Genomic DNA, 22859 nt, shown 5'->3' on the forward strand with positions numbered 1-22859 from the left:
TGAGAGGATTTCGATAAACTACCATCAATACTCATACAATTTAATAAAATTTAAATAATAGCAAAGCAAATTTACTATTATGGATTCTTTTACTGATTTTGCCTTAAATGAAGAATATAAGCGTCTCCAATCTGTCGGAGATAAGCTTGCTGAAATTGAATATTTAGTAGATTGGAAGCCTTTTCGCCCTATTCTGGAGTCAATGTACATAAACAGAACAGCTTCAGGCGGACGGCCTGAAGCTGATGTTATTGTAATGTTCAAGATGCTTGTTCTGCAACAATGGCATGGTCTTTCTGATGCTGAGCTTGAAAAGCAGTGTATTGACAGGATATCCTTTAGGAAATTCCTGGGATTTCCTGAATATGTACCAGACAGTACAACTGTCTGGTCATTCAGGAAGAGAATTATCGACAATGGTAAAGAAAAAGCGGTGTGGGATGAAATGCAGAATCAGCTTGATGCTCTTGGTTTGAAGATTAAAAAAGGAATGATCCAGGATGCAACTTTTATTCACTCAGATCCAGGACATGCAAAAGCAGATGTACTCAGAGGAAAAGATGCGAAAACAAGAAGAAGCAAAGATGGAACCTGGACTAAGAAAAATGGTAAATCTCACTTTGGATACAAACTTCATACAATTATTGATAAGGATTATGAACTAATCAGAAGATTTGAGACAACAACTGCATCACTTCACGATTCACAGGTTGATCTGTCTGAAAAGGGTGAAGTGGTGTATAGAGATAAAGGATATTTTGGAGCAATAGCAAAAGGTTTTGCAGCAACAATGCAACGAGCTGTAAGAGGACATCCTTTAGGAATAATGGATATCCTCAGAAATGAAAGAATAAGTGTGAAAAGAGTCCCTTGCGAAAGAGTGTATGCAGTGACAAAAGAAATATTTAAAACCAGAAAGGTTCTTGTTACAACTGTAGAAAGAGTGAATGCAAAAATGTTGATGACAGCTTTTTGTTTTAATCTGCATCAATTGAGGACACTAAAAACCAAAGGAGTAATTTAGGATAGCGGAAGCTATACTAAAAATAAGGATTAATGAAGAGAAATAAACAAAATGATAAAAAATGAGAGGATATAATTGAGTTTGAATACTTTAATGATCTAAAATGAGGGAATATCGAAATCCTCTTGAATTTAAGTTTAAATTCAAATTTAAATTAATCATAAATATCATCTACTCTATATATATGATAAGATATCATTTATCAGTCAGAAGTGAAAATTACCAGTTGGGAGAGTTAAAGTGGATATAGAGCAATTCATACCAAGTATCATTTCACTGATCGTAACAATTTCACTTGTCCTGCTATTTGATTTCCTGTTCAGGAAAAGAAAGTTATTTTCAAGGGAAAAAGTGATACAGCAACTTATTTTTGTTGTAATTCTAGTCATTGGAATGCTATTCATTATTTTCACCCTTCCGATTTCTGTTGAAGACAAGAATCTGATACTTACCTTTTTAGGACTGGTAATCGGTGCCATAATCACATTTTCATCCACCACTTTTGTGACAAACGCCATGGCCGGCATTATGCTCAGGCTTATAAATCCTTTTAGAGTAGGGGACTATATTAAAATCGATGATACTTTTGGAAGAGTTACCGAAATGTACTTCCTGCACACTCAAGTGCAGTCCATGGACAGGGACCTTATAACAATCCCAAATGCAAAACTTGTTTCCAACCCCCTGAAAACCATTAGATCATCAGGGACTATTATCACTACCAGCGTATCATTGGGATACAATATACCCCGAAAGGACATAGAAAAGGACCTCTTAAAAGCAGCTGAGATAACAGGTCTTGAAAATTCATTTGTCCACATTGAAAAGCTTGGGGATTTTTCAATAACATATAAAGTTGGAGGACTGCTTAAGGATATCGAGGGCCTCATTACAGCAAGGTCTGACTTTAAAAAGAACGTCATGGATACACTACATGATTCTGAAATAGAGATCGTTTCTCCCACTTACATGAACCAGAGAGTATTCAGCGAAGACTATGTGTGCCTACCACCAAAGGAAACAAAGACTAAAGCAATTAAGATCGACTCTGAGCTTGAAATTGTGCCTGAGTTCAAAACAGAGGAAATAATCTTTGATAAGGCCATCACAGCACAAATGCTTGACAGAATATACATTACTTCAGAAAACCTGGCTCCGCGCAGAAAGGACATGGAAGAAAAACTCAAGCAAATTAATGACGAGAACGCCAGGAATGATATAAAAGAGCAACTTACTCTGTTAGCTCTAAAAGAAGAAGGCATTAAAACTCTTGTACAGGAGCTAAAAACCCTTCCGGACATCACTGCCATGAGTGATGAAAACAAGGATGTGGACGTGGAAGGCATGCTAAATACGGAAAAAGATGTAGTTGAACTTGCCGACCTTCACAGCAATGTGGAAAAAATGATCGAGAACATACTGAAAAAACAGCAATAATAAGATTTTTCTATATTATTGCCATTGGAGAACATAATGATAATTGGCGTACTTGGTCCTAAAGGAACCTATACCGAAAAAGCTGCAAAACAGTGGATACAAGAGAACAGTAGCAATGAAGAGCATATTCTGGAATATTGTGCAGATATACAGGATGTATTCATTCTTCTGGAAAGCGAAGCATGTGATATCGGAGTAGTGCCTCTGGAAAATTCTATTGAAGGTTCCGTAGGAGTTACACTTGACCTGCTTCTTGAGCATGGTGTACATATTATTGGTGAGGCGATAGTCACTATAGAACACTGCCTGCTGTCCAGAGGTAAAAAAGAAGATATCAGGATTATACTTTCACATCCACAGGGTCTGGGACAATGTCGCCAATTTTTGAAAGATCAATTTCCTGCCGTTGAGCTGAGAACCACAGGAAGTACATCTCATGCAGCAAAACTTGCCACTGAATTTGAAGAGATGGCAGCTATTGCATCACCTGAAACTGCTGACATGTATGACCTTAATATTGTCATGCCAAATATTCAGGACAGGAAGCACAATCATACCCGTTTTGTAATAATTACGACAAATAATGTTCCTGAAAATGTTAAAAAATATTCAGATGAACAAAAGCAAGATGGCCTGTATAAAACATCTATAATAGTCTATCTTGACCGTGACCGCCCGGGTGCTCTTTATGCCATACTGGGTGAATTTGCCAGGTACGATATCAATTTGACAAGGATTGAATCGAGACCTTCTAAAAAAGTACTTGGTGACTATGTTTTCTATATTGATTTTGAGGGAAATATAAACGATACTATTATAAAACATGCAATGTTTAATATAAAGTCCAACGTAGCAATGTTAAAAATACTTGGATCATATCCTAAATTTGATTCTTATTGTGAATCCAATTAGATGAACAAATAATCATTATCTACTGAATAAAATAAACGGTGCCACCATGGATATCAGGGATTTCGTAAAAAAACAGGAAGCTGCCCTAAAAAAATACCGCAGGGCCTATAAGCTAATAGATTTCCTGACAATTTCACTGGTGCTTTTTACCCTGCTGTTCCTGTTAAGTATGGATAAAGCATTTGCCATGATGAGTACTTTTGAAGTAAGGGCAGGAACAAGTTACGATTTCGCAGGTATAAGCATTGCATTTGAAACTGTCGCACTGGCATTTATTTCCGCATTTCTGGCTTTGATATTGACCTTCCTGATACACAGACGTGATGACAGGACCGGTATTTTACTAGTAGTAGAAGAAAAGTATCCAAACCTGCAGGAAAAACTACGTACTGCATACGATAACAGGGATACTGACAACATAATAGTGAAGGACCTGTTAAATATAGTATCCTCAGGCATTTCAAAAGTTCAGTCTTCAGCTTTTCTAAGAAGAAGACGGCTTACACTAGGCTTGGTGCTGATACTTATCTCTGCTTCAACACTTGGTATCATCATGTCGAATGACATTCGTACAGGTGTTGGTCCGGATGATTTTGAAAAACTTCTGGAAGATGCGGGGCTTCTGCCAGATGATGACAACACACCTGACGACCTTTATGATATCGACGACCAGACCAGTGACACTGGTGATTCTGGTAATGAAAACCTGACCGGAGAGACTGCAATCATTGTTGTAGAGGGAACTGAAGTCGACCTGACACTTCCACCTGGAACAGGAACAGGTTTCTCAAACCAGCAAGAAGCAGAAGAAGCTGATGAGGACTTTGACCAGTCATCACCCTACGAAATAAGCATCATTTCATCCCAGGCATATTATGAAGAGCTTCCTGAAGGATATGAAAGTGTTATCAAATCTTATTTTGAAGAGATGGCTAAAAACTGAACATTACATTTATAATTTACATTCATAGGACAAAGACAAAGGAGATAATAAATGGCAAGCGACCTGAATTCAAGTGACCTGTCGCAAACATACAAAATGGCCGGCGATATGTTTGCAACGCTTTTCAACGAGGTTGGAAAGGTAGTTGTCGGCCAGCATGCTTCAGTGGAACAGATCATAATTTCAATATTATGCAACGGGCATGCACTGATAGAAAGTAACCCAGGTCTTGGAAAAACACTGACAATTTCAACCATTTCAAAATCAATGGATCTGAATTTCAGCAGGATACAGTGTACACCAGATCTGATGCCTGCTGATATCACTGGAACGCATATCATCGAAGAAACAGATGGACACAAAGAATTCAAGTTTGAGCCAGGACCGATCTTTGCCAATATTGTACTTGCTGATGAGATCAATCGTGCATCTCCAAAGACACAGTCCGCATTGCTTGAGGCAATGCAGGAGAAGCAAATAACCGTTGGTAATGATACATTCATTCTTGAACAGCCTTTTTTCATATTGGCAACCCAGAACCCTATTGAAATGGAAGGAACCTTCCCTCTACCGGAAGCACAACTTGACAGATTCCTGCTTAAGATCCTTGTGGATTATCCGAACTACGAAGATGAGATAGAGATCGTTAACCGGTACACAAAGTCCATCATGCCCACCGTTGGCAAAGTGGTAAATAAGAATACACTTCTTGACCTGCAAAAACTGACAAGAGATGTACCAATTGCAGATGATATAAAAAGCAGGGCCATTAAGATCGTCATATCGACACGTATCAAAAGCGAGTTCATCGAATATGGTGCATCCCCCAGGGCTTCAATAGGAATTATACTTGCAGCAAAAGCAAGGGCTTTGATACAGGGACGCAATTATGTCAGTGCAGAAGATATTGATGCCATGGCATACCCGGTACTCAGGCACAGGATAATTCTAACCTTTGAAGCAGAAAGAAGAGGAATAAGCACTGACCAGGTTATCAAAAGCTTGCTTGAGAAAATAAAGTAAGGTAGCTTTGACAGGAAACTCAGGCAGAGAACTGGCTATGAGCGACAAGAGACATACCATAGATGTTGATTTTTTCAGACAGCTTGACCGTTTTACCTTCATGGTAAGAAAAAGAGTGTCAACTGCGTATGCAGGGAGCAGACGCTCCATACATAGCGGAAGAGGTCTGGACACCATTGGCTACAGGGAATACAATCGAGGCGATGAGCTCAAAGCCGTGGACTGGAAAGCTTATGCCAGATCTGAGAAACTCTACATACGCCAGTTCGAGGAAGATAAATCCCTTACAACCCACATCTTACTGGACTCCAGTAAGAGCATGGACTATACTGCCGGAGGTTCTCCAAGCAAGTTCGAGTATGCTACAATGCTTGCAGCAGGCTTTGCTTACCTGGTTACCAAGGACAACGATAAGTTTGCGATATCAACATTTGCAGAGAATGTGGACATTACAAAACCCAGGAGAGGAAGAAAATACCTGTTACGTGCTATCGAGCGGCTCGAAACAGCTAAAGCTGGTGGAAAAACAGCTATTGATGAATGTACGATCCTGTACGGAAAAGCCATCCATTCACGCTCACTTGTGATTATTATCTCTGATTTTCTTCAGGACCCTAAAGAGATCGAATCTGCAATTTACCGTTTTTCAGATCATGACCTGATGCTTGTCCAGGTACTTGACAGAACAGAGAGCGCCCTTACTATTCATGGCCATAGTCGACTTGTAGACCTTGAATCTGGAGTTAAGCTTGACACATATATAAGTGAAGACCTGAAAACTGAGTATCAGGAAAAACTCACAAGCCACATAAACCAGATCAAGGATAACTGTGGCAAGGTTGGTGCCGAATTCTACACTTTCACAACCGATACCCCGATATTTGACGCATTCTTCCATACCATAAGCAGGAGAAGATTGTAATGCCTTATGATAATCCTCTTGCACTGGGAGCACTTGCAAGTATTATACCACTGATACTGCTCTATCTTCTCAGGCCAAAACCACTTCAGGTCCAGATCCCATCCCTTATGTTCCTCATGGATATAAAGGAAGAGAAAAAACGTTTCTACACATCAATTACAAAACTCATAAAGGATCCGCTTTTCCTTATACAATTACTTGTGCTAATACTTCTTGCACTAGCCGCAGCATCACCTTTCCTTGAAACACAGGAGGCACTGAGCGGCGAACACACAGTACTTATTATAGATGCATCTGCAAGTATGCAGACTGACAACAGGTTCAGCGAGGCAATATCAAAAGCTGAAGGTTACGTGAGCAAGAAGAACAGCATCATACTTGCACAGAGCACTCCTGTTACAATACTTGAAAGTGAAAGTTCGCAGGCAACCTATGACACGCTTGACACGCTTAAAGCAAAAGCAACTGTTGCAGACCTTTCAAGTGCCATTTCAGCTGGCATGAGATTGCTCTCTGATGAGGGAGGCAATATTGTCGTAGTATCCGATTTTACTAACTGGAATGGTGATGACCCGGTCAATGCCATGAATCTGGCAGAATCATACGGGCTTACTGTGCAGTTTGTCCTTGTTGGCAGAGAAACTGATAATATAGGGTTCATTCAGGGTAGCATTGAGGCTGTAGATAATAGTTATACCTATACGGGTGTTGTTAAGAATTATATGAACAGCAGGCAGGTCGTTGATCTTGAGATAAAGAATCTTGACAATGGCAAAAGCAATGATGTTTCACTTAATATCCCTGCACACTCCACAAAACAATTCCAGCTAACAAATCTTGGAACAGGTATTACAGAAGTGGCAATAGCAGATGATGACAGCCTCATGGCCGATAACACTGCCTACATATCCATACCGAGAATATCTGACAGACAGCTACTCTTTGTAACAGATGTCGATAATCTTCCCTCACAGGTAGCACTATCGTTGATACCGAACATTAAGCTCAACCAGATTGAAGGCGTGCCTGAAGACCTGTCCAAATACAGCATGGTAGTAATTGCCAATAAGGAAAGGCCACTCGCAAGTAATGAAATAGCAACCCTTGATAATTATCTCAGTGGTGGAGGAAGAGCTGTTTTCATTGCCAGTGAAGCACTTTCATCTCAAAATGCTAAAATTGAATTGCAGGAAATTCTTCCGGTAATACCTGCTTCCATAGAAGATTCAGATTATGGTGTAACCCTTGAAGTTGTTCAGGAAACGCGACTTAGCGAGGATATAAAATACGAGGAAGTTGCTATGTATCGCTTCCTTAATGTCAGCTCAAGGATCGATTCCACCACTCTTGTAGCTACTGACGACAATATACCTCTGCTAGCATACGATTCTGTAGGGGATGGAACTGTTGTGTATCTTGGCATTAATGATATCACAGGCGAAGACGCCTGGAATAATTTCTATAATAAACCGGAGTATCCGGTGTTCTGGTTCAAGCTGGCAGGATGGCTTGGAGGAACCGGCAGTGTACAGGATTATAATCTAAAGACAGGAACCATCTCAGCACTGGCGAAAGAACAGGATATTCAAACTCCAAATGGTACCCAAACCGTTAGCCGTGTCCTTTATGATGAGACCGGCACCTATCAGGTAGCAGGAAAGGAAATCGCTGTTAACCTGTATAATGACAGGGAATCTGACACTACTATTGAAGAAGACGTTATAGAACGCTCACAGGTACAGGAAGGACCTGAAATAGTGCGTTCCAGCTCCTATACTGCAAAGAACTATCTGGACATTTATATGATAATCATTGTTTTTATCCTTGTTGTACTTGAACTCCTTATAATAAGAAAAAGAGGTGAGCTCTGATGGTCAGGCTTGAGAATCCGGAGATGCTCTGGCTGATTATCCCTGCCCTTATTGCAGGTTTCTATCTCCTGAAAAAAGGAACAAAGAAAGGACTTATTATTTCACGTATAGTTGTTGCCACACTGCTCATAGTTGCTCTTGCATCACCTTTTACACTCGTACCAAGAGTAACGACAGATGACAATCCAGACCTTGTGATAATCTCGGATGAAACTGCCAGCATGGAATTATTCGAAAACGGTACGGCAGCTAAGCTATATGAAGCTCTAAGCGCCAGGACATCTGCATCAATTGTTCGACTCACAGGAGATAATACTGCACTTGGAGATACCGTTATGCAGTATTCCACCGGAGATAACCAGATAGTACTGGTCACTGACGGTAACAGTAACACAGGCGAAGAACTGGAAGATGCACTGCAATTTGCAAAGGAAACTGGCACTACTGTTTACTATGTCCAACCAGAATTGGAAGAGAATGACCTGACCGTTCAGATAGAAGGCGATAAGACCATAATTCTCAGGAACGAGAACCAGTTCAATATCGTTGTATCTCAGGCAATGGAACAGGAAATAACGTATAGCTATGAACTCTATATTGATGACAATCTGGAAAGGAGCGGACCGATTATACAAACCACCCGTGAGAAAAGTATACCTGTGACAAAGGTGATATTCGACAAACCAGGTGCACACACATTAAAGGCTATTATCATACCTTCCGGCTTTGACGTTGACACGATCAACAATCAATATTATAAATCTGTATATGTTGTCCCGAAACCTACTATTCGCGCCATAGGTCTTGAAACCAATTCTCCGCTTGCAGACATATTGTTAAATCTCTATGATGTATCAACTTCCGGAGAACTTGATAATATCGACGATAAGAAGGCAATAATCCTCGATAACACTCATGCAAACACATTCACTAAATCCGAGGTCGAAGAGCTGAAAGATTATCTCAATGAAGGAAGAGGTATTGTCGTGGTAGGAGGAGAACGCGCCTATAATTATGGAGATTATCTCGATTCCCCTATAGAAGAGATATTACCAGTGCTCTCAAAACCTACGGATTGGAGTGGTGGCAGAAATATAGTCTTGCTGCTTGACAATTCACATAGCTCAGTCGATTATGAAACTTATGACTATATTATATCAAATGCCATTTTAATCCTAAATAATAAAAACTTCAAGGATTCGTATGCAGGAGTTGTAACTTTTGGTGGTAAAGGTACTGACATATCCAATGGACTGGTTTATCTTGGAACTCAATCAAATGCACAGAAACTTGAAGAAGAGCTCAAAAACCTGATAGCTGGCGGCGGTAGTGGTGCTACTCTTTTGCATGAAGGATTAAATGTAGCTGATAGCTGGCTTGAAGGAGAAGAAGGAAAACTGGATATTATAATACTATCAGATGGTGCCTTCGGACAGACATATGATGAAACGTTGCAAGTTGCTAAAAAAATACATGACAAGGGAATTAGCTTTTACTTTATAAAAATCAATTCCGGCGACCCGGGACAATCATACCTTAAAGATGACAAAAGTAATTATTATGCAGATTTATTAATGGAGAATGTTGAAGGAAAAACAATTTATCTTGAAAAAGGACAGCTTGTAGATGATATTTATTTTGATGAAAGTGACACATCATCTGAAAGCCCTGATAATCTGGATGTCGGAGTTTTTCCTCTGGTCAAATACAATACCAAACATTTCATCACCAGAAACATCGAAATAAATGGCAGTATCACAGGGTACAATGATGTCACTCCAAAAGCCGGAGCTGACAGGCTTATTATTACAAGCACCGGAAAACCGGTACTGACCACATGGAGATACGGGCTTGGAAGAGTTGCTGCCTTGTCAACCGATAACGGACAGGGAGGAGATAATATGTGGGCCACACAGTTGTACTCGGATAACAATTCAAAGCTGATGTCCTCAACTGTGAACTGGGCAATCGGTAATCCAAGGGAAGAGACCGGAGCTGTTGTAGATGCACCAGACACATGGTATGGTACACCAGTTACAATCGAACTGACAATGTATGATGAAGGTATTCCCACCCTGAAGCTGGACGGCGATGCACTTGACCTCTCACTCACAGGGAATAATGTATATGAAGCCGTTATCGACCCCAGTCCAATTGGTCTCCATGACCTTTCTGGATATCCGGTGGCAGTGAACTATGCACTTGAATACCGTGATGTGGGACTGAACGAGGACCTTCCCGCACTTATCAAAGCATATGGAGGAAATACCTTTTCTCCAAATGAAGCAAGGGCTAATTTGTTCGAAGAAGCACAGGGTAAATCTGAAAAACTTGTACGTGACAATGTAAGTCAGAAGATATACTTCCTGCTTGCAGCTCTTATTATTTTCCTTGGAGAAGTTATACTAAGGAGAATAAAAGAGATAAAAGAAATGAAGAAACTGCAACAACAGGAAAGTGATGCATAATGTTGTGCATTTTACATTGAAATTAGGGGGGGTCATACTACAAATTGACCCTCTTCACCAAAGGGTTAATCTTGATATAGCCGTACATTTTTTGTTTTTATGTTGAATTTATAACTATTGACACCTATGTTTATTAGTTATTAAGTCAAATAATGTTTTTAGTAACAATTACGTAATCAATTAGACAGTAATTTAGCAATTTGAGATTGATGTCAAACTCCAAATTGAAAGTGGTGGCTTTGAAAGGGTTTTGACTTTATAGTTTCTAAAAAATTTGGTTGAAATGGGGAATCAAATGACAGAAAATCAGGTATTGAAGATATTGTTTGTTGAAGACATGCCTGAAGATCTGGAATTAGCTAAGAGGAAAATAAAGGATTATGGAATCCGATTTGAGACATACTTAGCACAGAACGAAACTGAATTCTTACAAGGTTTATATGAATTTGAACCGGACATCATAATTTCTGATTATTTACTTCCTGAATTTGATGGGATGCGGGCACTTGAATACTCGCTTACATATGATAACACTGTTCCGTTCATAATTCTAACGGGATTCATAAATGAAGAAATTGCCGTGGATAGCATAAAAGCAGGAGCAACTGATTACGTACTAAAAGAGCGTATCAGTAGACTGCCCAGTGCCATAAAAGAAGCCATAAAGAAAAAAAGTGTGCTCCTTGAAAATAAGCAGGCAACTGAATCTCTGGAATTTATGTCGAAAATAATTGAGCAATCTCCTTATTCAATTATTTCGACTGACATGGAAGGAATTATAACAAGCTGGAACAAGGGGGCTAAAAGAACCTTTGGTTTTACTTCAGAAGAAGCTTTGGGTCAGCATATATCCCTGCTTTACCATGATACTTATCTTGACATTCTGAACAAGGATATAATAGAACCGCTTCTTTTAAATGGATATCATCAGACGCAGGTCAGTTTGAAACGTAAGAGTGGAGAATCATTCATTGGTTCTTTATACCTCTGGCTGATTAAAGATATAACCGGACAGGCTTCAGGGATGGTAGGGTACACGCTTGACATTACTAAACGAGTAAAGGCAGAAGAAGAGCTTCGAATAAAAGACCAGGCCATAGAATGCAATGTTGATGGTATTGCACTTTTGGAGCTGGACGGCAGGATAAGCTATGCGAACGAAACTGCCTTAAAAATCTGGGGATATGAAAACAAGGCCGAGGTAGTTGGAAAGAATGTTGAGGAGTTCTTTGATACTAAATACAAAAGAAGCGAAATATTAGAAATAATAAAAGATAAGGGATTCAAAAGTGAACGAAATGCCCTGAGAAAAGATGGAACTATTTTTCCTGTATGGGTATCTACAACGACAATTAAAGATGCTTCAGGCAACTCAATTGCCTACATGGGCTCTCTTGTAGATATTACTAAAATAAAGAGATCACAAGAAGCGTTAAAGGAAAGCGAGGAAAAGTATCGCCTCCTCGCTGAAAATACCCTTGATTGCATATGGTTAATGGACATGAACATGGCTTTCACTTATGTGAATCCTGCGATTTATTCCATACTTGGTTTTCTGCCGGAAGAATGGATCGGCTCGAAACTAAGTGACCATTGTGACGAAAAGAATTTCATGAAAATAATGGATCACGCAAAAATCGGAATGGAAAGTTCACCAGATGTTACCGAACTGACCTTTCAGGCAGAAATGCTTAATAAAAACGGAGATAACGTACCCATCGAGATCACAGGTAAAATACTACACAGTACTGATGGAATTCCCATTGGCTTTCATGGAAACGCAAGGGACATAACCAAGAGAATTCTCGCAGAAGAAGCTTTAAAAGAAAGTGAGGACAGACTTAAACTTGCAATGATGGTCTCAGAACATGGTTTTTGGGAATGGGAGCTTGACCTTAATGAGTTTTATTTCAGTCCGAATTCATATAATGTGCTCGGCTATGAAGATCAAGAGTTTCCAATGTCACCTGAGATATGGGGTAAATTACTGCATCCGGAAGACCGGAAGAACATATTGCCAGAAATTATAAGCTCTATAAAAGAAGAGAAAACTTTCACTTTTGAGATACGTATGCTTTCAGGCTCAGGGAAATGGAGATGGATACTGGCCAAAGGAGCCACATTCAATGGAAACAGAGGTAGCCATAGAGCCATAGGCACTCTTGTTGATATTACTGAAAGGAAGAAAACTGAAGAACAGATGCTGCTGGCGAGAATAGCTGCTGAAGAGGCAAACCGCTGTAAAAATGGTCTTCTGACTAACATGAACCACGAGTTAAGAACTCCCCTTAATTCAGTTATAGGATACTCAGATGTTCTGATAGACCAAAACATCAAAGAACTTGACGATAAACAGAAGAAATACCTGCAGATCATCAATGATGCCGGATACAAACTACTTAATCTAATTAATAATGTACTGGACCTGGCACAGATCGAAGCTGAAGGGATGGGACTCAAATTTTCAGCTTTTGAGCCGGCTGAGTACGTTGAGGAAGTAATTAGAAGTACAAAACTACTGGCCACAAAAAAGAAGATAAATATCAATGTCAACATTGACGAAAGTACCACTGAAATAACTGCAGATGTTGATAAGTTTAAAGAAATACTCTATAATCTGGTAGAAAATGCTTTGAAGTTCACACCTGAAAAAGGAACCGTTACCGTTAATGTAAAGGTCGAAAATGAAGAAATTGAAGTATCCGTAGAAGACACCGGCATTGGAATTGCAGAAGAAGATAGAGAACGGATCTTCAATTCCTTTATACAGGTGGATAGCTCCAACACCAAAAAATACGGAGGAGCAGGTCTTGGACTCGCACTTGTCAAAGAATACCTGAAAATGCAAAGTGGAAATATATGGGTGGAAGGTGAATCAGGGAAGGGTAGCAAATTCATTTTTCGAATCCCTGTTTATCCAAAGGAAAGAGCTACCGATATATAGCAACAGTAAGAGAATATCAATTGACAGTTTTTAAGTTTTCAGATGGCATAAGGAGTTCACAATATGAAAGTAGGCATCATAGGCGGAGCAACAGATAGTGGAAAGACAACAATGATCCTTGATCTCGCTAAATACCTGAATTCAAAGGGAGAGAAAATAGGAGTTATTGTACAGGAAACCGGGGAAGTGGACTATGATGAAAAAACGCTTGATGGACTGGGAATTAAGACAAAGGAAGTCAACAGTGTTTGTATCCCTTGCTCCCTTGATACGGACATCAGAAGTAACTTACTGATACTACAGGAAGAATTCAGTCCGGATACGATTTTCATTGAAACTGAAGAAACTGTGCTTCCACATAAACTAAAAGCAGACATTGAAAGAATGGCACTTCCAAATACTGAACTGCTTCCAAGTATAGTGCTTATCAATTCAACTGAATTTGAAATAAAAACAGACCAACTTATAGAGTATTCAAAAAAACAGGTAGAAGGCGCAGAAATAGTATGCATCAATAAGATAGAACTTGATACAAAGGAACATATAACTGCTGTTAAGAAACTTGTACAAAAGCTGAATTCAACTGCAAAGATACTTAAAAGTCCAAAAGTCAGGGAAGACGCATTTATGGAAACGCTGCTAGCTTAATTCCTTTGCTTCATAAAAGAAAATTGTATCATACCATTATTTTAATTCATAGCTTCTGGCTGTTTTTATTCTTTATTCAATTTAGAAGCGTGGATTTTTTTATAAGGAGTACTAAAAAACAAAATCTAAACCACAAAACCCCCATTAAAATAACCAATGGTTATAATAAACGTACAGATTATGCAATGTTTTATATAAAACGACGACCATTAGCTAATATCACAACAAAGTTGTGCATGAGAGAATACAAGAGGAAACAACATGGACAAGAAGAAATTTGGATTCAACACATTGGCCTTGCATGCAGGACAGGAACCAGATCCTGTAACAGGGTCACGTGCCGTACCAATCTACCAGACAGCATCGTATACGTTCAAGGATGCAGAACATGCAGCCAACCTTTTCGGACTGAAAGAGTTTGGCAATATTTACACCAGACTCATGAACCCTACAACCGATGTCCTTGAGAAAAGGGTCGCTGCAATTGAAGGAGGCACTGGTGCACTTGCTGTTTCTTCTGGAATGTCCGCTATTACTCTTGCAACACTTGGAGTTACAGGACTGGGAGATGAGATCGTTGCAGCCAACAATCTCTACGGTGGAACATACCAGTTATTCAATAACACTTTTCCAGAACTTGGAAGAAAAGTACATTTTGTGGACTCCACAAAACCGGAAGAATTCAAAAAAGCCATCACTCCAAAAACAAAAGCAATCTACGCTGAAATAATTGGAAATCCGAAGCTTGACGTACCAAATCTTGAAGAGATAGCAAAGATAGCACATGATGCCGGCATACCGCTGATAGTTGACAATACCGTGGGTATCGGTATCACCAGACCTATTGATTTTGGTGCTGACATTGTTGTACTTTCGGCAACCAAATTCCTTGGAGGACATGGTACTTCAATTGGTGGTTTGATTGTGGATTCCGGTAATTTTAACTGGGACAACGGGAAATTCCCCGGATTAACAGAACCAGATCCAGGATACCACGGATTGAAATACTGGGAAGCATTTGGTGATTTCCCCGATCTTGGAAACATTGCTTTCATTATCAAAATGAGGGTACATCTTCTTCGTGATCTTGGACCTGCACTGAGTCCGTTCAATTCATTCCTCTTCCTGCAGGGACTAGAAACACTACCCCTTAGGGTTGAAAGACATAGCAGCAATGCACAGAAAATAGCAGAATTCCTTAATGGACATCCTGACGTTGAATGGGTGAACTATCCAGGACTTGAAGGTCATCCAAGCCACGAACTTGCCACTAAATATCTTAACGGAAAATATGGAGCAATTCTTGGCTTTGGAATAAAAGGCGGCCTGGAAGCCGGAAAGAAGTTCATTGACAACGTTGAACTGCTATCACATCTGGCAAACATAGGTGATGCAAAGACACTGGTGATACATCCGGCTTCAACTACACATCAGCAACTGACAGCCGATGAGAGAAAGTCCACTGGTGTGACCGATGATTTCATCAGAATGTCAGTGGGACTTGAAGACGTGGAAGACATTATAGCAGATATAGATCAGGCGTTGAAAAGGTCGCAGGGACTATGAAAAAAGAGAACGTAGGCATTGTTGAAACTAAGGATTTCAACTTGCCTGATGAACTTGTGCTGGAAAATGGTGAGAAGCTCCGGGATGTGCATCTGGCCTATGAAACCTATGGAAAACTGAACCCTGAGAAAAGCAATGCTATTCTTATCTGCCATGCCCTCACAGGAGATGCACATACTGCAGGATTGCATAAAGGTGATAGCAAATCAGGATGGTGGGATATACTCATCGGACCGGGAAAGGTCGTTGATACAGACCGATACTTCGTAATCTGCTCCAATGTACTTGGAGGATGTAAGGGCTCAACAGGCCCCTCATCCATAAATCCGGAAACAGGTAAGCAGTATGGCAAGGGTTTCCCGTTCATCACAATTACCGACATGGTGAAAGCACAGAAAGAGCTTGTGGACCATTTTGGAATACAAAAGCTCTTTGCAGTTATTGGCGGATCAATGGGAGGAGTGCAGGTACTACAATGGGCAGTCTCATATCCTGACTACATGACAAAAGCAATAGCTATTGCAACCACAGCTCGTTCATCGCCTCAGCAGATAGCATTCAACGAGGTTGCAAGGATAGCTATACTATCCGACCCGAAATGGAATAACGGTGACTACTACGGCGGATCTGCACCTACACACGGATTAGCACTGGCAAGGATGATAGGGCACATAACATACCTCAGCGATGCCGCTATGCACCAGAAATTCGGAAGGAAACTACAGGATAAGGAAGAATACGATTACAACCTTGGTTTTGATTTTGAGGTTGAGAGTTACCTCCATTATCAGGGACAGTCGTTTACAAGACGCTTTGATGCAAATTCCTATCTCTACATTTCCAAGGCACTGGATTACTTCGACCTGTCCAAAAAAGGCTCCTTGATAGAAGGAATGAAAGTTGCAAAAGCAAAATTCCTTGTTGTTGCTGTCAGTTCTGACTGGCTCTATCCACCATACCAGTCCAGAGAGATAGTATCGGCATTGAGTGCAAATGACCTGGATGTGACTTACAGGGAAATTGAATCCAATTACGGACATGATGCATTCCTGCTGGAATCCGGACAATTAGGTTACCTGATAGGTAATTTCCTTTCACACACTATTGTTTCTGATGTGATGAAAACTGATATCGTGTCAATAAAGCAGGGTATCAGCATTGAAGAAACTGCAAGGGTGATGTTTGAAAAAGGAATAACCCACCTGCCTGTGGTTAATGAAACCAATGAACTGATGGGTATTGTTACCTCATGGGATATATCCAAGGCAGTGGCGTTGAAATGCAAGACACTCAGTGGAATAATGACAAAGAATGTCCTCACAGCAAAAGGGAATGAGGATATTGAAAGTACTGCAAAGAAGATGGAGCAGAATAATATTTCCGCCCTTCCGGTAGTTGATGATGAGAAAAAAATAATTGGAATCATCGGCAGCGAAGAGATTAACAGGCTGATAGGCGGATACAGGTAATTTTCCATTCGACTTTTTTTTTAGTACTTCTGTTTTTTTACAGTTATGAGCAGTACTCACAACCCTTTATATACAGCTGACGCTTTATTGCAGTACTGTTGAATTAGAGAGGTATTATATGGTTGATTTTGCCTGCAAAGAGTTTGAGATCGAAGCTGTCATCAAATGTGGCCTGAACCTTACAAAAGCCGAACTTCAGATATTGAAATATTTCCTTCAATATGGCCAGAACTGGCTTACAACAGAGAGCATAGCTGAAGAACTTGAACTTAATCTGTCAACTGTCCAGAGAAGTGTAAAGAAACTCTATGAAAGGAAGATACTCATTCGTTCCCAGAACAATATGGACGGCGGAGGTTACTTCTTTGTTTACAAGATACGCAGCAAGAAGGAGATCCATGAACTTATTATGGAGATTGTGAACAGCTGGGTCAAAAGAGTGGACAGCGAACTCCAGTCATGGGCGGATGAAAACCAGTGAAACTAACAGGGTTTCACATACCAATTTCAACTAATCAAATTAAAAACATCATTTATAATGGGTGAAAAAAGTGCTAAAAATTACTCCACATCTTGGAATACTTGTCATTATCGTATCAATCGCAGGACTATGGTTCCCACTGCTCGGATATTTCCTGATGCTTGTATTTGCAACACTACTTGTCACAAGCTACTTCAGAGGAAGATGGTTCTGCGGAAATCTCTGTCCCAGAGGAAGTTTTAACGATTTCTGGGTTGGCAAAATAACACGCAATAAAAAGATACCTGCAATTCTCAGAAGTTTCTGGATCAGGGTTCCATTATTCCTTATGATGATGGGATTCATGGGTTACAGACTGCTCAGCACACAGGGCCTTATCAATCAGATTGGCATGGTTTTCGTAATCATGTGCCTTGTTACAACAACTATTGCACTAATTGCCGGAACCACTGTCAGTCCACGTACCTGGTGTACATTCTGTCCAATGGGAACAGTCCAGAACTTCATCGGTGGTCACAAATACCAGTTGAAGCTCGATGAATCAAAGTGCATCAGCTGTAAGAAATGCGATAAGAGTTGCCCAATGCAGCTTGAAGTCCATAACAACAGTAAGAAACCGGACTGTATCAAGTGCGGAAGATGCATAACTGCATGTCCTACAAAGGCACTTTCATTTGAAGCCTGAACTTGAGGTTCAGGCACTATTTTCTATTTTTCATTTTTAGCAAACATCTCTGCAGAATCCTTCTAATTGAAACTTTGAACTCAGCATTTTTCAATAACTGAACTATTTAAATAGTCCTCAGAATGGAAGCGAAGGTACGTGCCGCCTACGGCGGATGTTTGCACTGTTTTTTTGTCAATGACCTTTTGTAGAACTATCAGAAACACAAGACAAGGGAACAACAAACTTTATTGATCAGAAGTCATGAATAGCTAAGAACATCCCGGAGGGCTCCGGCGAAGCCGGCACGGTCCGAAAAGATAAAAAGAATAAAGTGCTAAACTTTTTTCCTTCATACCGATAATTAAAAGCCGTGATGTTTCTCATGAAATTGACAATCTGCAACCGTTTTTCCAGTTAATCATTCTGTCCACTCATCCCAATTCAGAACTGTCCTTACAGATACAGAACTCACAGAATGAGATATTGGTCTCTGCTTGCTTATCCTTGACCGGACAATAACAATCCAGTTCTTTCTGAGTTATCTTCGCGCCTCCCGGGAAAAGCATTCCTACAGGATGCAGTGGCTCTTTCACTATGAAGACCAGATATGCAAGCACAAGACTGGTGAGTCTTGTTAAAGCCTCTCTTTTTTTGTCTGGAGAAACGTTTTTGTCCTTTATGCTATCCAGAAGAGAACTGTAGTCCATTGCATCAATTTCTTCTTCAGTCTGAATCTGCTCATGTCTTTTCAATCTGAGAAAACTCTCGTAAAGGAAAATGAAATAATCAGATGAATAGATCGTCTTGTAAGGTTCAGGAATGTTCTCTGCAGCTTCCATTATGGCAGCCCGTGCAAGGCTCAGGTCATCGTTGGAGATGTATCTGGCTTTTTTTTGGAGTTCAGTGAATAAGTCTGATCTGTTCATCCTGTTCAGGACTAATCTTGGGTGAAAGTACATAAGTGTTTTTTCAACAAAGGACTGGAAAATCGCCAGATTCCTTTTTGTTCATTGAAAGCAATAACTCCCAATTAAGCATTTAATCCATTAGATACAATGCATATTTGGGGCAGAATATTAAAAGGGGAGTTTAATATGAGAACACAGTTTAGGATTTTATTAGAACTACTTGTAATTTTCTTTGTGCTTAGTTATCCTGCATCAGCTTTCACTACCATTGAAGGTGGGGATACAATAATCATAGACGATATTATAGAAGATGATGTGGTAGTGGCTGGCAATAATATCATCATCAGGGGAACAGTTATCGGAGACGTTATAGCTGCCGGTGGACAGGTAGATGTCCAGGGAAATATAACACAGGATCTGATAGTTGCTGCCGGGGACGTTACAATAACAGGTAACGTTGGTGATGATGTCAGGGTTGCAGCCGGGACACTGACAATCGATGGAACCGTTCAGGATGACCTAATATCGCTTTCAGGTGACACAAAAATATCCAATACCGGCTCCATTGGTGGTGACCTCACATCTGCAACAGGTCAGCTAAGCCTGCTCGGAGATGTGGAGGGAAATGTCACAGGTTCAGGTGGTGAAGTTACACTCGGTGGTGCAGTTGGTGGAAATGTTGACCTGAGTACAGGACAGCTTGTAATACTGCCAGATGCATACATCACTGGCGATCTTAAATACCGAAGCCCTCAAAGTGCAGATGTTCCTGCAGGAACAGTAGGAAAAGAGACTGACTTCCTTCTAGAAGAATATGAGGAAAAGGACGATGGCAAATTTTCCATTATTTCATGGTTCATAGGATATCTTTCACTTGTGCTGATAGGTCTTCTGGGAATAGCGATCTGGCCGGAACAGATAAAGAATATAGTTTCAAAGACTCCTGAAGTACCAGGAAAAACATTTCTCATCGGTCTTGCAATATTTATAGCAGCCATGATACTTACGCTCATGCTACTTATCACAGTGATAGGCATACCTCTTGGATTGATACTCATGGCATTGATATTTGCAGGTCTCTACATTGCAAGGATATTCACTGGTATATGGCTTGGAAAGTATTTGCTCATGAAAATGGATAAAGAATCAAAACCATGGATCGAGCTGGCACTGGGAATGTTTGTCCTGCTTCTGGTGAGTGAGATTCCTGTCATAGGAGCCCTTGTCTATATAGCTGCCACTTGCATACCTGTTGGGAATATATATTATGCAGCGAGAAAATAATAAAGGACGTAACTGTCCTTTTAATTTTTTACTGATTTTGCACTCTCATAATAGAATAATATTTAATTCAACGTTATCTTTGCTTTTAATAATTAAACAACTTTTTTTAAAAATAGTTTAGCATCAAATATGGATATTTTTACCTGCAAAAGACTGCAAAAGTTTTATTCTTCCACTTTTTTAAAGAAATTTATATAAACATTTAATAAGCATGAATGCGTAATGAAGAGCCAGATGTTCTAGACCAAAATAAGAACCAAGAGATTCAAAATAATTATTTCTTAGACTATATTTTTGAGGGACGACTAAGTATACATTTTAGACATATTTGATTAGACTTTATTTATGTGGTAATTATGAATTTTTCACGGAGCGGTATTTAAATGAGTGAAAAACAGGCTTATGATGCAAGCAACATTCAGGTACTTGAAGGACTTGAAGCTGTTCGCAAACGACCGAGCATGTACATTGGAAGTATTGATGGCAGGGGCCTCCACCATCTTGTATATGAGGTAGTGGACAACAGTATTGATGAAGCACTTGCCGGATTCTGTACGCAGATAGACGTATCGATAAATCATGATGGAACTATCACCGTTCAGGACAATGGAAGAGGTATTCCCGTAGGAATACACCCCAAGTACAAGAAATCAGCACTTGAAGTCGTTATGACTGTTCTCCATGCAGGTGGTAAATTCGACAAGGATACTTACAAAGTATCTGGTGGTCTTCACGGAGTTGGTGTATCAGTTGTAAATGCACTCTCTGAATGGATGGAAGTCGAGGTCCAGCGTGATGGTAAAGTGTATTACCAGCGTTATGAACGTGGAAAGCCTGTAGATGACGTACTGGAGATCGGTAAGACCAGTGGCACAGGAACAAAAGCCACTTTCATGCCGGATACTAAAATATTTGAAACTGTCAAATTTACTTATGATACCCTGGTGACAAGACTGCGTGAACTTGCATTCCTCAACCGAGGTTTAAAGATAAGCATAGCAAATCACAGGGACGAAGAACTAGTCGAAGAAGTATTTGAGTACGAAGGCGGCATTGTTTCTTTTGTCGAACACCTGAACAATAACAGGAATGTGCTTCATGATTCCCCGATATACTTTGAGCGGAAAAAAGACGATACTATTGTTGAAATATCAATGCAGTACACGGATAACTATGCCGAGTATGTTTACTCTTTTGTTAATAACATAAATACCCACGAAGGTGGTACTCACCTTGTTGGTTTTAAATCAGCACTTACAAGGGTTGCTAACGATTATATCAAAAAGAACAACCTTGCTAAAGGTGACCTGAAACTCTCAGGCGAAGATATTCGTGAAGGATTGACCGCCATCATAAGTGTCAAAATAACAGAGCCACAATTCGAAGGACAGACCAAGACGAAGCTGGGTAACAGCGAGGTCAAAGGAATTGTGGACTCCATGGTTTCAGAGGGACTTTCAGAATATATGGAAGAAAAACCTAAAGTTGCCACTACTATACTGCAAAAAGCACTGGATGCACAACGTGCCAGGGAAGCTGCAAAGAAAGCAAGGGAACTCACACGAAGAAAGAGCGCCCTTGACGTAGGCACACTTCCTGGAAAACTTGCAGATTGTTCAGAAAAGGATCCATCACTCAGTGAACTTTATCTTGTGGAAGGAGACTCTGCAGGAGGTTCAGCTAAACAGGGGAGGGACCGGAAATATCAGGCAATTCTTCCACTAAGGGGTAAGATCCTCAACGTTGAGAAATCCCGTCTGGCAAAGATCCTCAAGAACAATGAGATCATCTCATTTATCACAGCCATGGGAACAAGTATTGGCGATGATTATACTATTGAGAAGGCACGTTATCACAAAGTCATCATTATGACTGATGCCGATGTTGATGGAGCACACATCAGAACACTCATACTTACATTATTTTTCAGATACATGAGACCAATGATAGATGCCGGTTATGTGTACATAGCGCAACCTCCGCTCTATCGTGTGAAGAAAGGCAAAGCCGACTACTATGTCTATTCCGACCGCGAGCTTGCAGCAAAGCTGGAGGAGATCGGTGAAAAGAATGTAACTCTCCAGCGTTACAAGGGTCTTGGAGAAATGAACCCTGAACAACTATGGGAAACGACAATGAACCCTGATACAAGGACACTGTTGCAGGTCACAATGGAAGATGCGGTTGCTGCAGATGAGATATTCACAGTCCTGATGGGAGATGAGGTAGCTCCACGTAAGCATTTTATCACGACACATGCAAAAGATGTCGCTAACCTGGATGTATGAGGTG

Annotated in this window: 17 protein-coding genes; 16 read left to right on the top strand and 1 reads right to left on the bottom strand. The window is 40.2% G+C overall.

Features of this window, described 5'->3' with window-relative positions:
* The first annotated feature begins 79 nt into the window (after positions 1-79).
* From WN948_RS01935 to WN948_RS02000, 14 genes are all read left to right on the top strand, one after another.
* Positions 80-1024: an IS5 family transposase gene (locus tag WN948_RS01935; protein WP_342303665.1), complete on the top strand. Its 945-nt coding sequence runs from the start codon at positions 80-82 to the stop codon at positions 1022-1024.
* 240 nt (positions 1025-1264) lie between these two features.
* On the top strand, positions 1265-2461 hold the full coding sequence (locus WN948_RS01940; RefSeq protein ID WP_342305315.1) for a mechanosensitive ion channel domain-containing protein: 1197 nt from the start codon (positions 1265-1267) through the stop codon (positions 2459-2461).
* Between the two features lie 36 nt (positions 2462-2497).
* On the top strand, positions 2498-3373 hold the full coding sequence (gene pheA / locus WN948_RS01945; protein ID WP_342305316.1) for a prephenate dehydratase: 876 nt from the start codon (positions 2498-2500) through the stop codon (positions 3371-3373).
* Positions 3374-3419: 46 nt separating this feature from the next.
* Positions 3420-4316 carry a hypothetical protein gene (locus WN948_RS01950; RefSeq protein WP_342305317.1) on the top strand — a complete coding sequence of 299 codons (897 nt, stop codon included), beginning with the start codon at positions 3420-3422 and terminating at the stop codon, positions 4314-4316.
* Between the two features lie 51 nt (positions 4317-4367).
* A complete protein-coding gene (locus WN948_RS01955) occupies positions 4368-5339 on the top strand; it encodes a MoxR family ATPase (protein ID WP_342305318.1) in 972 nt (323 codons plus the stop codon).
* A 37-nt stretch (positions 5340-5376) separates the two neighbouring features.
* Positions 5377-6261, top strand: a complete 885-nt coding sequence (locus tag WN948_RS01960; protein WP_342305319.1) for a DUF58 domain-containing protein — start codon at positions 5377-5379, stop codon at positions 6259-6261.
* Positions 6261-8132, top strand: a complete 1872-nt coding sequence (locus WN948_RS01965) for a BatA domain-containing protein (RefSeq protein WP_342305320.1) — start codon at positions 6261-6263, stop codon at positions 8130-8132. The genes WN948_RS01960 and WN948_RS01965 overlap by 1 nt, the downstream gene beginning before the upstream one ends.
* The gene (locus WN948_RS01970) at positions 8132-10600 is read left to right on the top strand and encodes a VWA domain-containing protein (RefSeq protein WP_342305321.1); all 2469 of its coding nucleotides are present in this window, start codon (positions 8132-8134) and stop codon (positions 10598-10600) included. The genes WN948_RS01965 and WN948_RS01970 overlap by 1 nt, the downstream gene beginning before the upstream one ends.
* Positions 10601-10895: 295 nt before the next feature.
* On the top strand, positions 10896-13544 hold the full coding sequence (locus tag WN948_RS01975) for a PAS domain S-box protein (protein ID WP_342305322.1): 2649 nt from the start codon (positions 10896-10898) through the stop codon (positions 13542-13544).
* 63 nt (positions 13545-13607) lie between these two features.
* Positions 13608-14192: a GTP-binding protein gene (locus tag WN948_RS01980; RefSeq protein WP_342305323.1), complete on the top strand. Its 585-nt coding sequence runs from the start codon at positions 13608-13610 to the stop codon at positions 14190-14192.
* A gap of 261 nt (positions 14193-14453) precedes the next feature.
* Positions 14454-15758: an O-acetylhomoserine aminocarboxypropyltransferase/cysteine synthase family protein gene (locus tag WN948_RS01985; RefSeq protein ID WP_342305325.1), complete on the top strand. Its 1305-nt coding sequence runs from the start codon at positions 14454-14456 to the stop codon at positions 15756-15758.
* Entirely contained in the window at positions 15755-17227 is a 1473-nt protein-coding gene (locus WN948_RS01990) for a homoserine O-acetyltransferase (protein ID WP_342305326.1), read from the top strand. Before WN948_RS01985 ends, WN948_RS01990 begins: the two co-directional genes overlap by 4 nt.
* A 118-nt stretch (positions 17228-17345) precedes the next feature.
* Positions 17346-17708, top strand: a complete 363-nt coding sequence (locus WN948_RS01995; protein WP_342305327.1) for an HTH domain-containing protein — start codon at positions 17346-17348, stop codon at positions 17706-17708.
* A gap of 70 nt (positions 17709-17778) precedes the next feature.
* The gene (locus tag WN948_RS02000) at positions 17779-18393 is read left to right on the top strand and encodes a 4Fe-4S binding protein (RefSeq protein WP_342305328.1); all 615 of its coding nucleotides are present in this window, start codon (positions 17779-17781) and stop codon (positions 18391-18393) included.
* A 413-nt stretch (positions 18394-18806) separates the two neighbouring features.
* Here WN948_RS02000 and WN948_RS02005 read toward each other — a convergent pair whose 3' ends face one another.
* Positions 18807-19301, bottom strand: coding sequence for a DUF2115 family protein (locus WN948_RS02005; protein WP_342305329.1), 495 nt, complete (start codon positions 19299-19301; stop codon positions 18807-18809).
* 168 nt (positions 19302-19469) lie between these two features.
* Here WN948_RS02005 and WN948_RS02010 point away from each other — a divergent pair, with 168 nt between their 5' ends.
* Together WN948_RS02010 and gyrB are read left to right on the top strand one after the other, a co-directional pair.
* Positions 19470-20567 (top strand): hypothetical protein, encoded by a 1098-nt coding sequence (locus WN948_RS02010; RefSeq protein ID WP_342305330.1) that lies wholly within the window; start codon positions 19470-19472, stop codon positions 20565-20567.
* 383 nt (positions 20568-20950) lie between these two features.
* Entirely contained in the window at positions 20951-22855 is a 1905-nt protein-coding gene (gyrB, locus tag WN948_RS02015) for a DNA topoisomerase (ATP-hydrolyzing) subunit B (RefSeq protein WP_342305331.1), read from the top strand.
* The last annotated feature ends 4 nt before the right edge of the window (positions 22856-22859 follow it).

Source organism: Methanolobus sp. ZRKC5 (assembly GCF_038446525.1).
In the GTDB taxonomy this organism is placed as follows: domain Archaea; phylum Halobacteriota; class Methanosarcinia; order Methanosarcinales; family Methanosarcinaceae; genus Methanolobus.

Excerpts from the sequence above, each read along its gene's own strand:
- WN948_RS01935 (WP_342303665.1), top strand. The coding sequence starts at position 80 with ATGGATTCTTTTACTGATTTTGCCTTAAATGAAGAATATAAGCGTCTC.
- pheA (WP_342305316.1), top strand. The coding sequence starts at position 2,498 with ATGATAATTGGCGTACTTGGTCCTAAAGGAACCTATACCGAAAAAGCT.
- WN948_RS01950 (WP_342305317.1), top strand. The coding sequence starts at position 3,420 with ATGGATATCAGGGATTTCGTAAAAAAACAGGAAGCTGCCCTAAAAAAA.
- WN948_RS01955 (WP_342305318.1), top strand. The coding sequence starts at position 4,368 with ATGGCAAGCGACCTGAATTCAAGTGACCTGTCGCAAACATACAAAATG.
- WN948_RS01960 (WP_342305319.1), top strand. The coding sequence starts at position 5,377 with ATGAGCGACAAGAGACATACCATAGATGTTGATTTTTTCAGACAGCTT.
- WN948_RS01965 (WP_342305320.1), top strand. The coding sequence starts at position 6,261 with ATGCCTTATGATAATCCTCTTGCACTGGGAGCACTTGCAAGTATTATA.
- WN948_RS01970 (WP_342305321.1), top strand. The coding sequence starts at position 8,132 with ATGGTCAGGCTTGAGAATCCGGAGATGCTCTGGCTGATTATCCCTGCC.
- WN948_RS01975 (WP_342305322.1), top strand. The coding sequence starts at position 10,896 with ATGACAGAAAATCAGGTATTGAAGATATTGTTTGTTGAAGACATGCCT.
- WN948_RS01980 (WP_342305323.1), top strand. The coding sequence starts at position 13,608 with ATGAAAGTAGGCATCATAGGCGGAGCAACAGATAGTGGAAAGACAACA.
- WN948_RS01985 (WP_342305325.1), top strand. The coding sequence starts at position 14,454 with ATGGACAAGAAGAAATTTGGATTCAACACATTGGCCTTGCATGCAGGA.
- WN948_RS01990 (WP_342305326.1), top strand. The coding sequence starts at position 15,755 with ATGAAAAAAGAGAACGTAGGCATTGTTGAAACTAAGGATTTCAACTTG.
- WN948_RS01995 (WP_342305327.1), top strand. The coding sequence starts at position 17,346 with ATGGTTGATTTTGCCTGCAAAGAGTTTGAGATCGAAGCTGTCATCAAA.
- WN948_RS02005 (WP_342305329.1), bottom strand. The coding sequence starts at position 19,301 with ATGAACAGATCAGACTTATTCACTGAACTCCAAAAAAAAGCCAGATAC.
- WN948_RS02010 (WP_342305330.1), top strand. The coding sequence starts at position 19,470 with ATGAGAACACAGTTTAGGATTTTATTAGAACTACTTGTAATTTTCTTT.
- gyrB (WP_342305331.1), top strand. The coding sequence starts at position 20,951 with ATGAGTGAAAAACAGGCTTATGATGCAAGCAACATTCAGGTACTTGAA.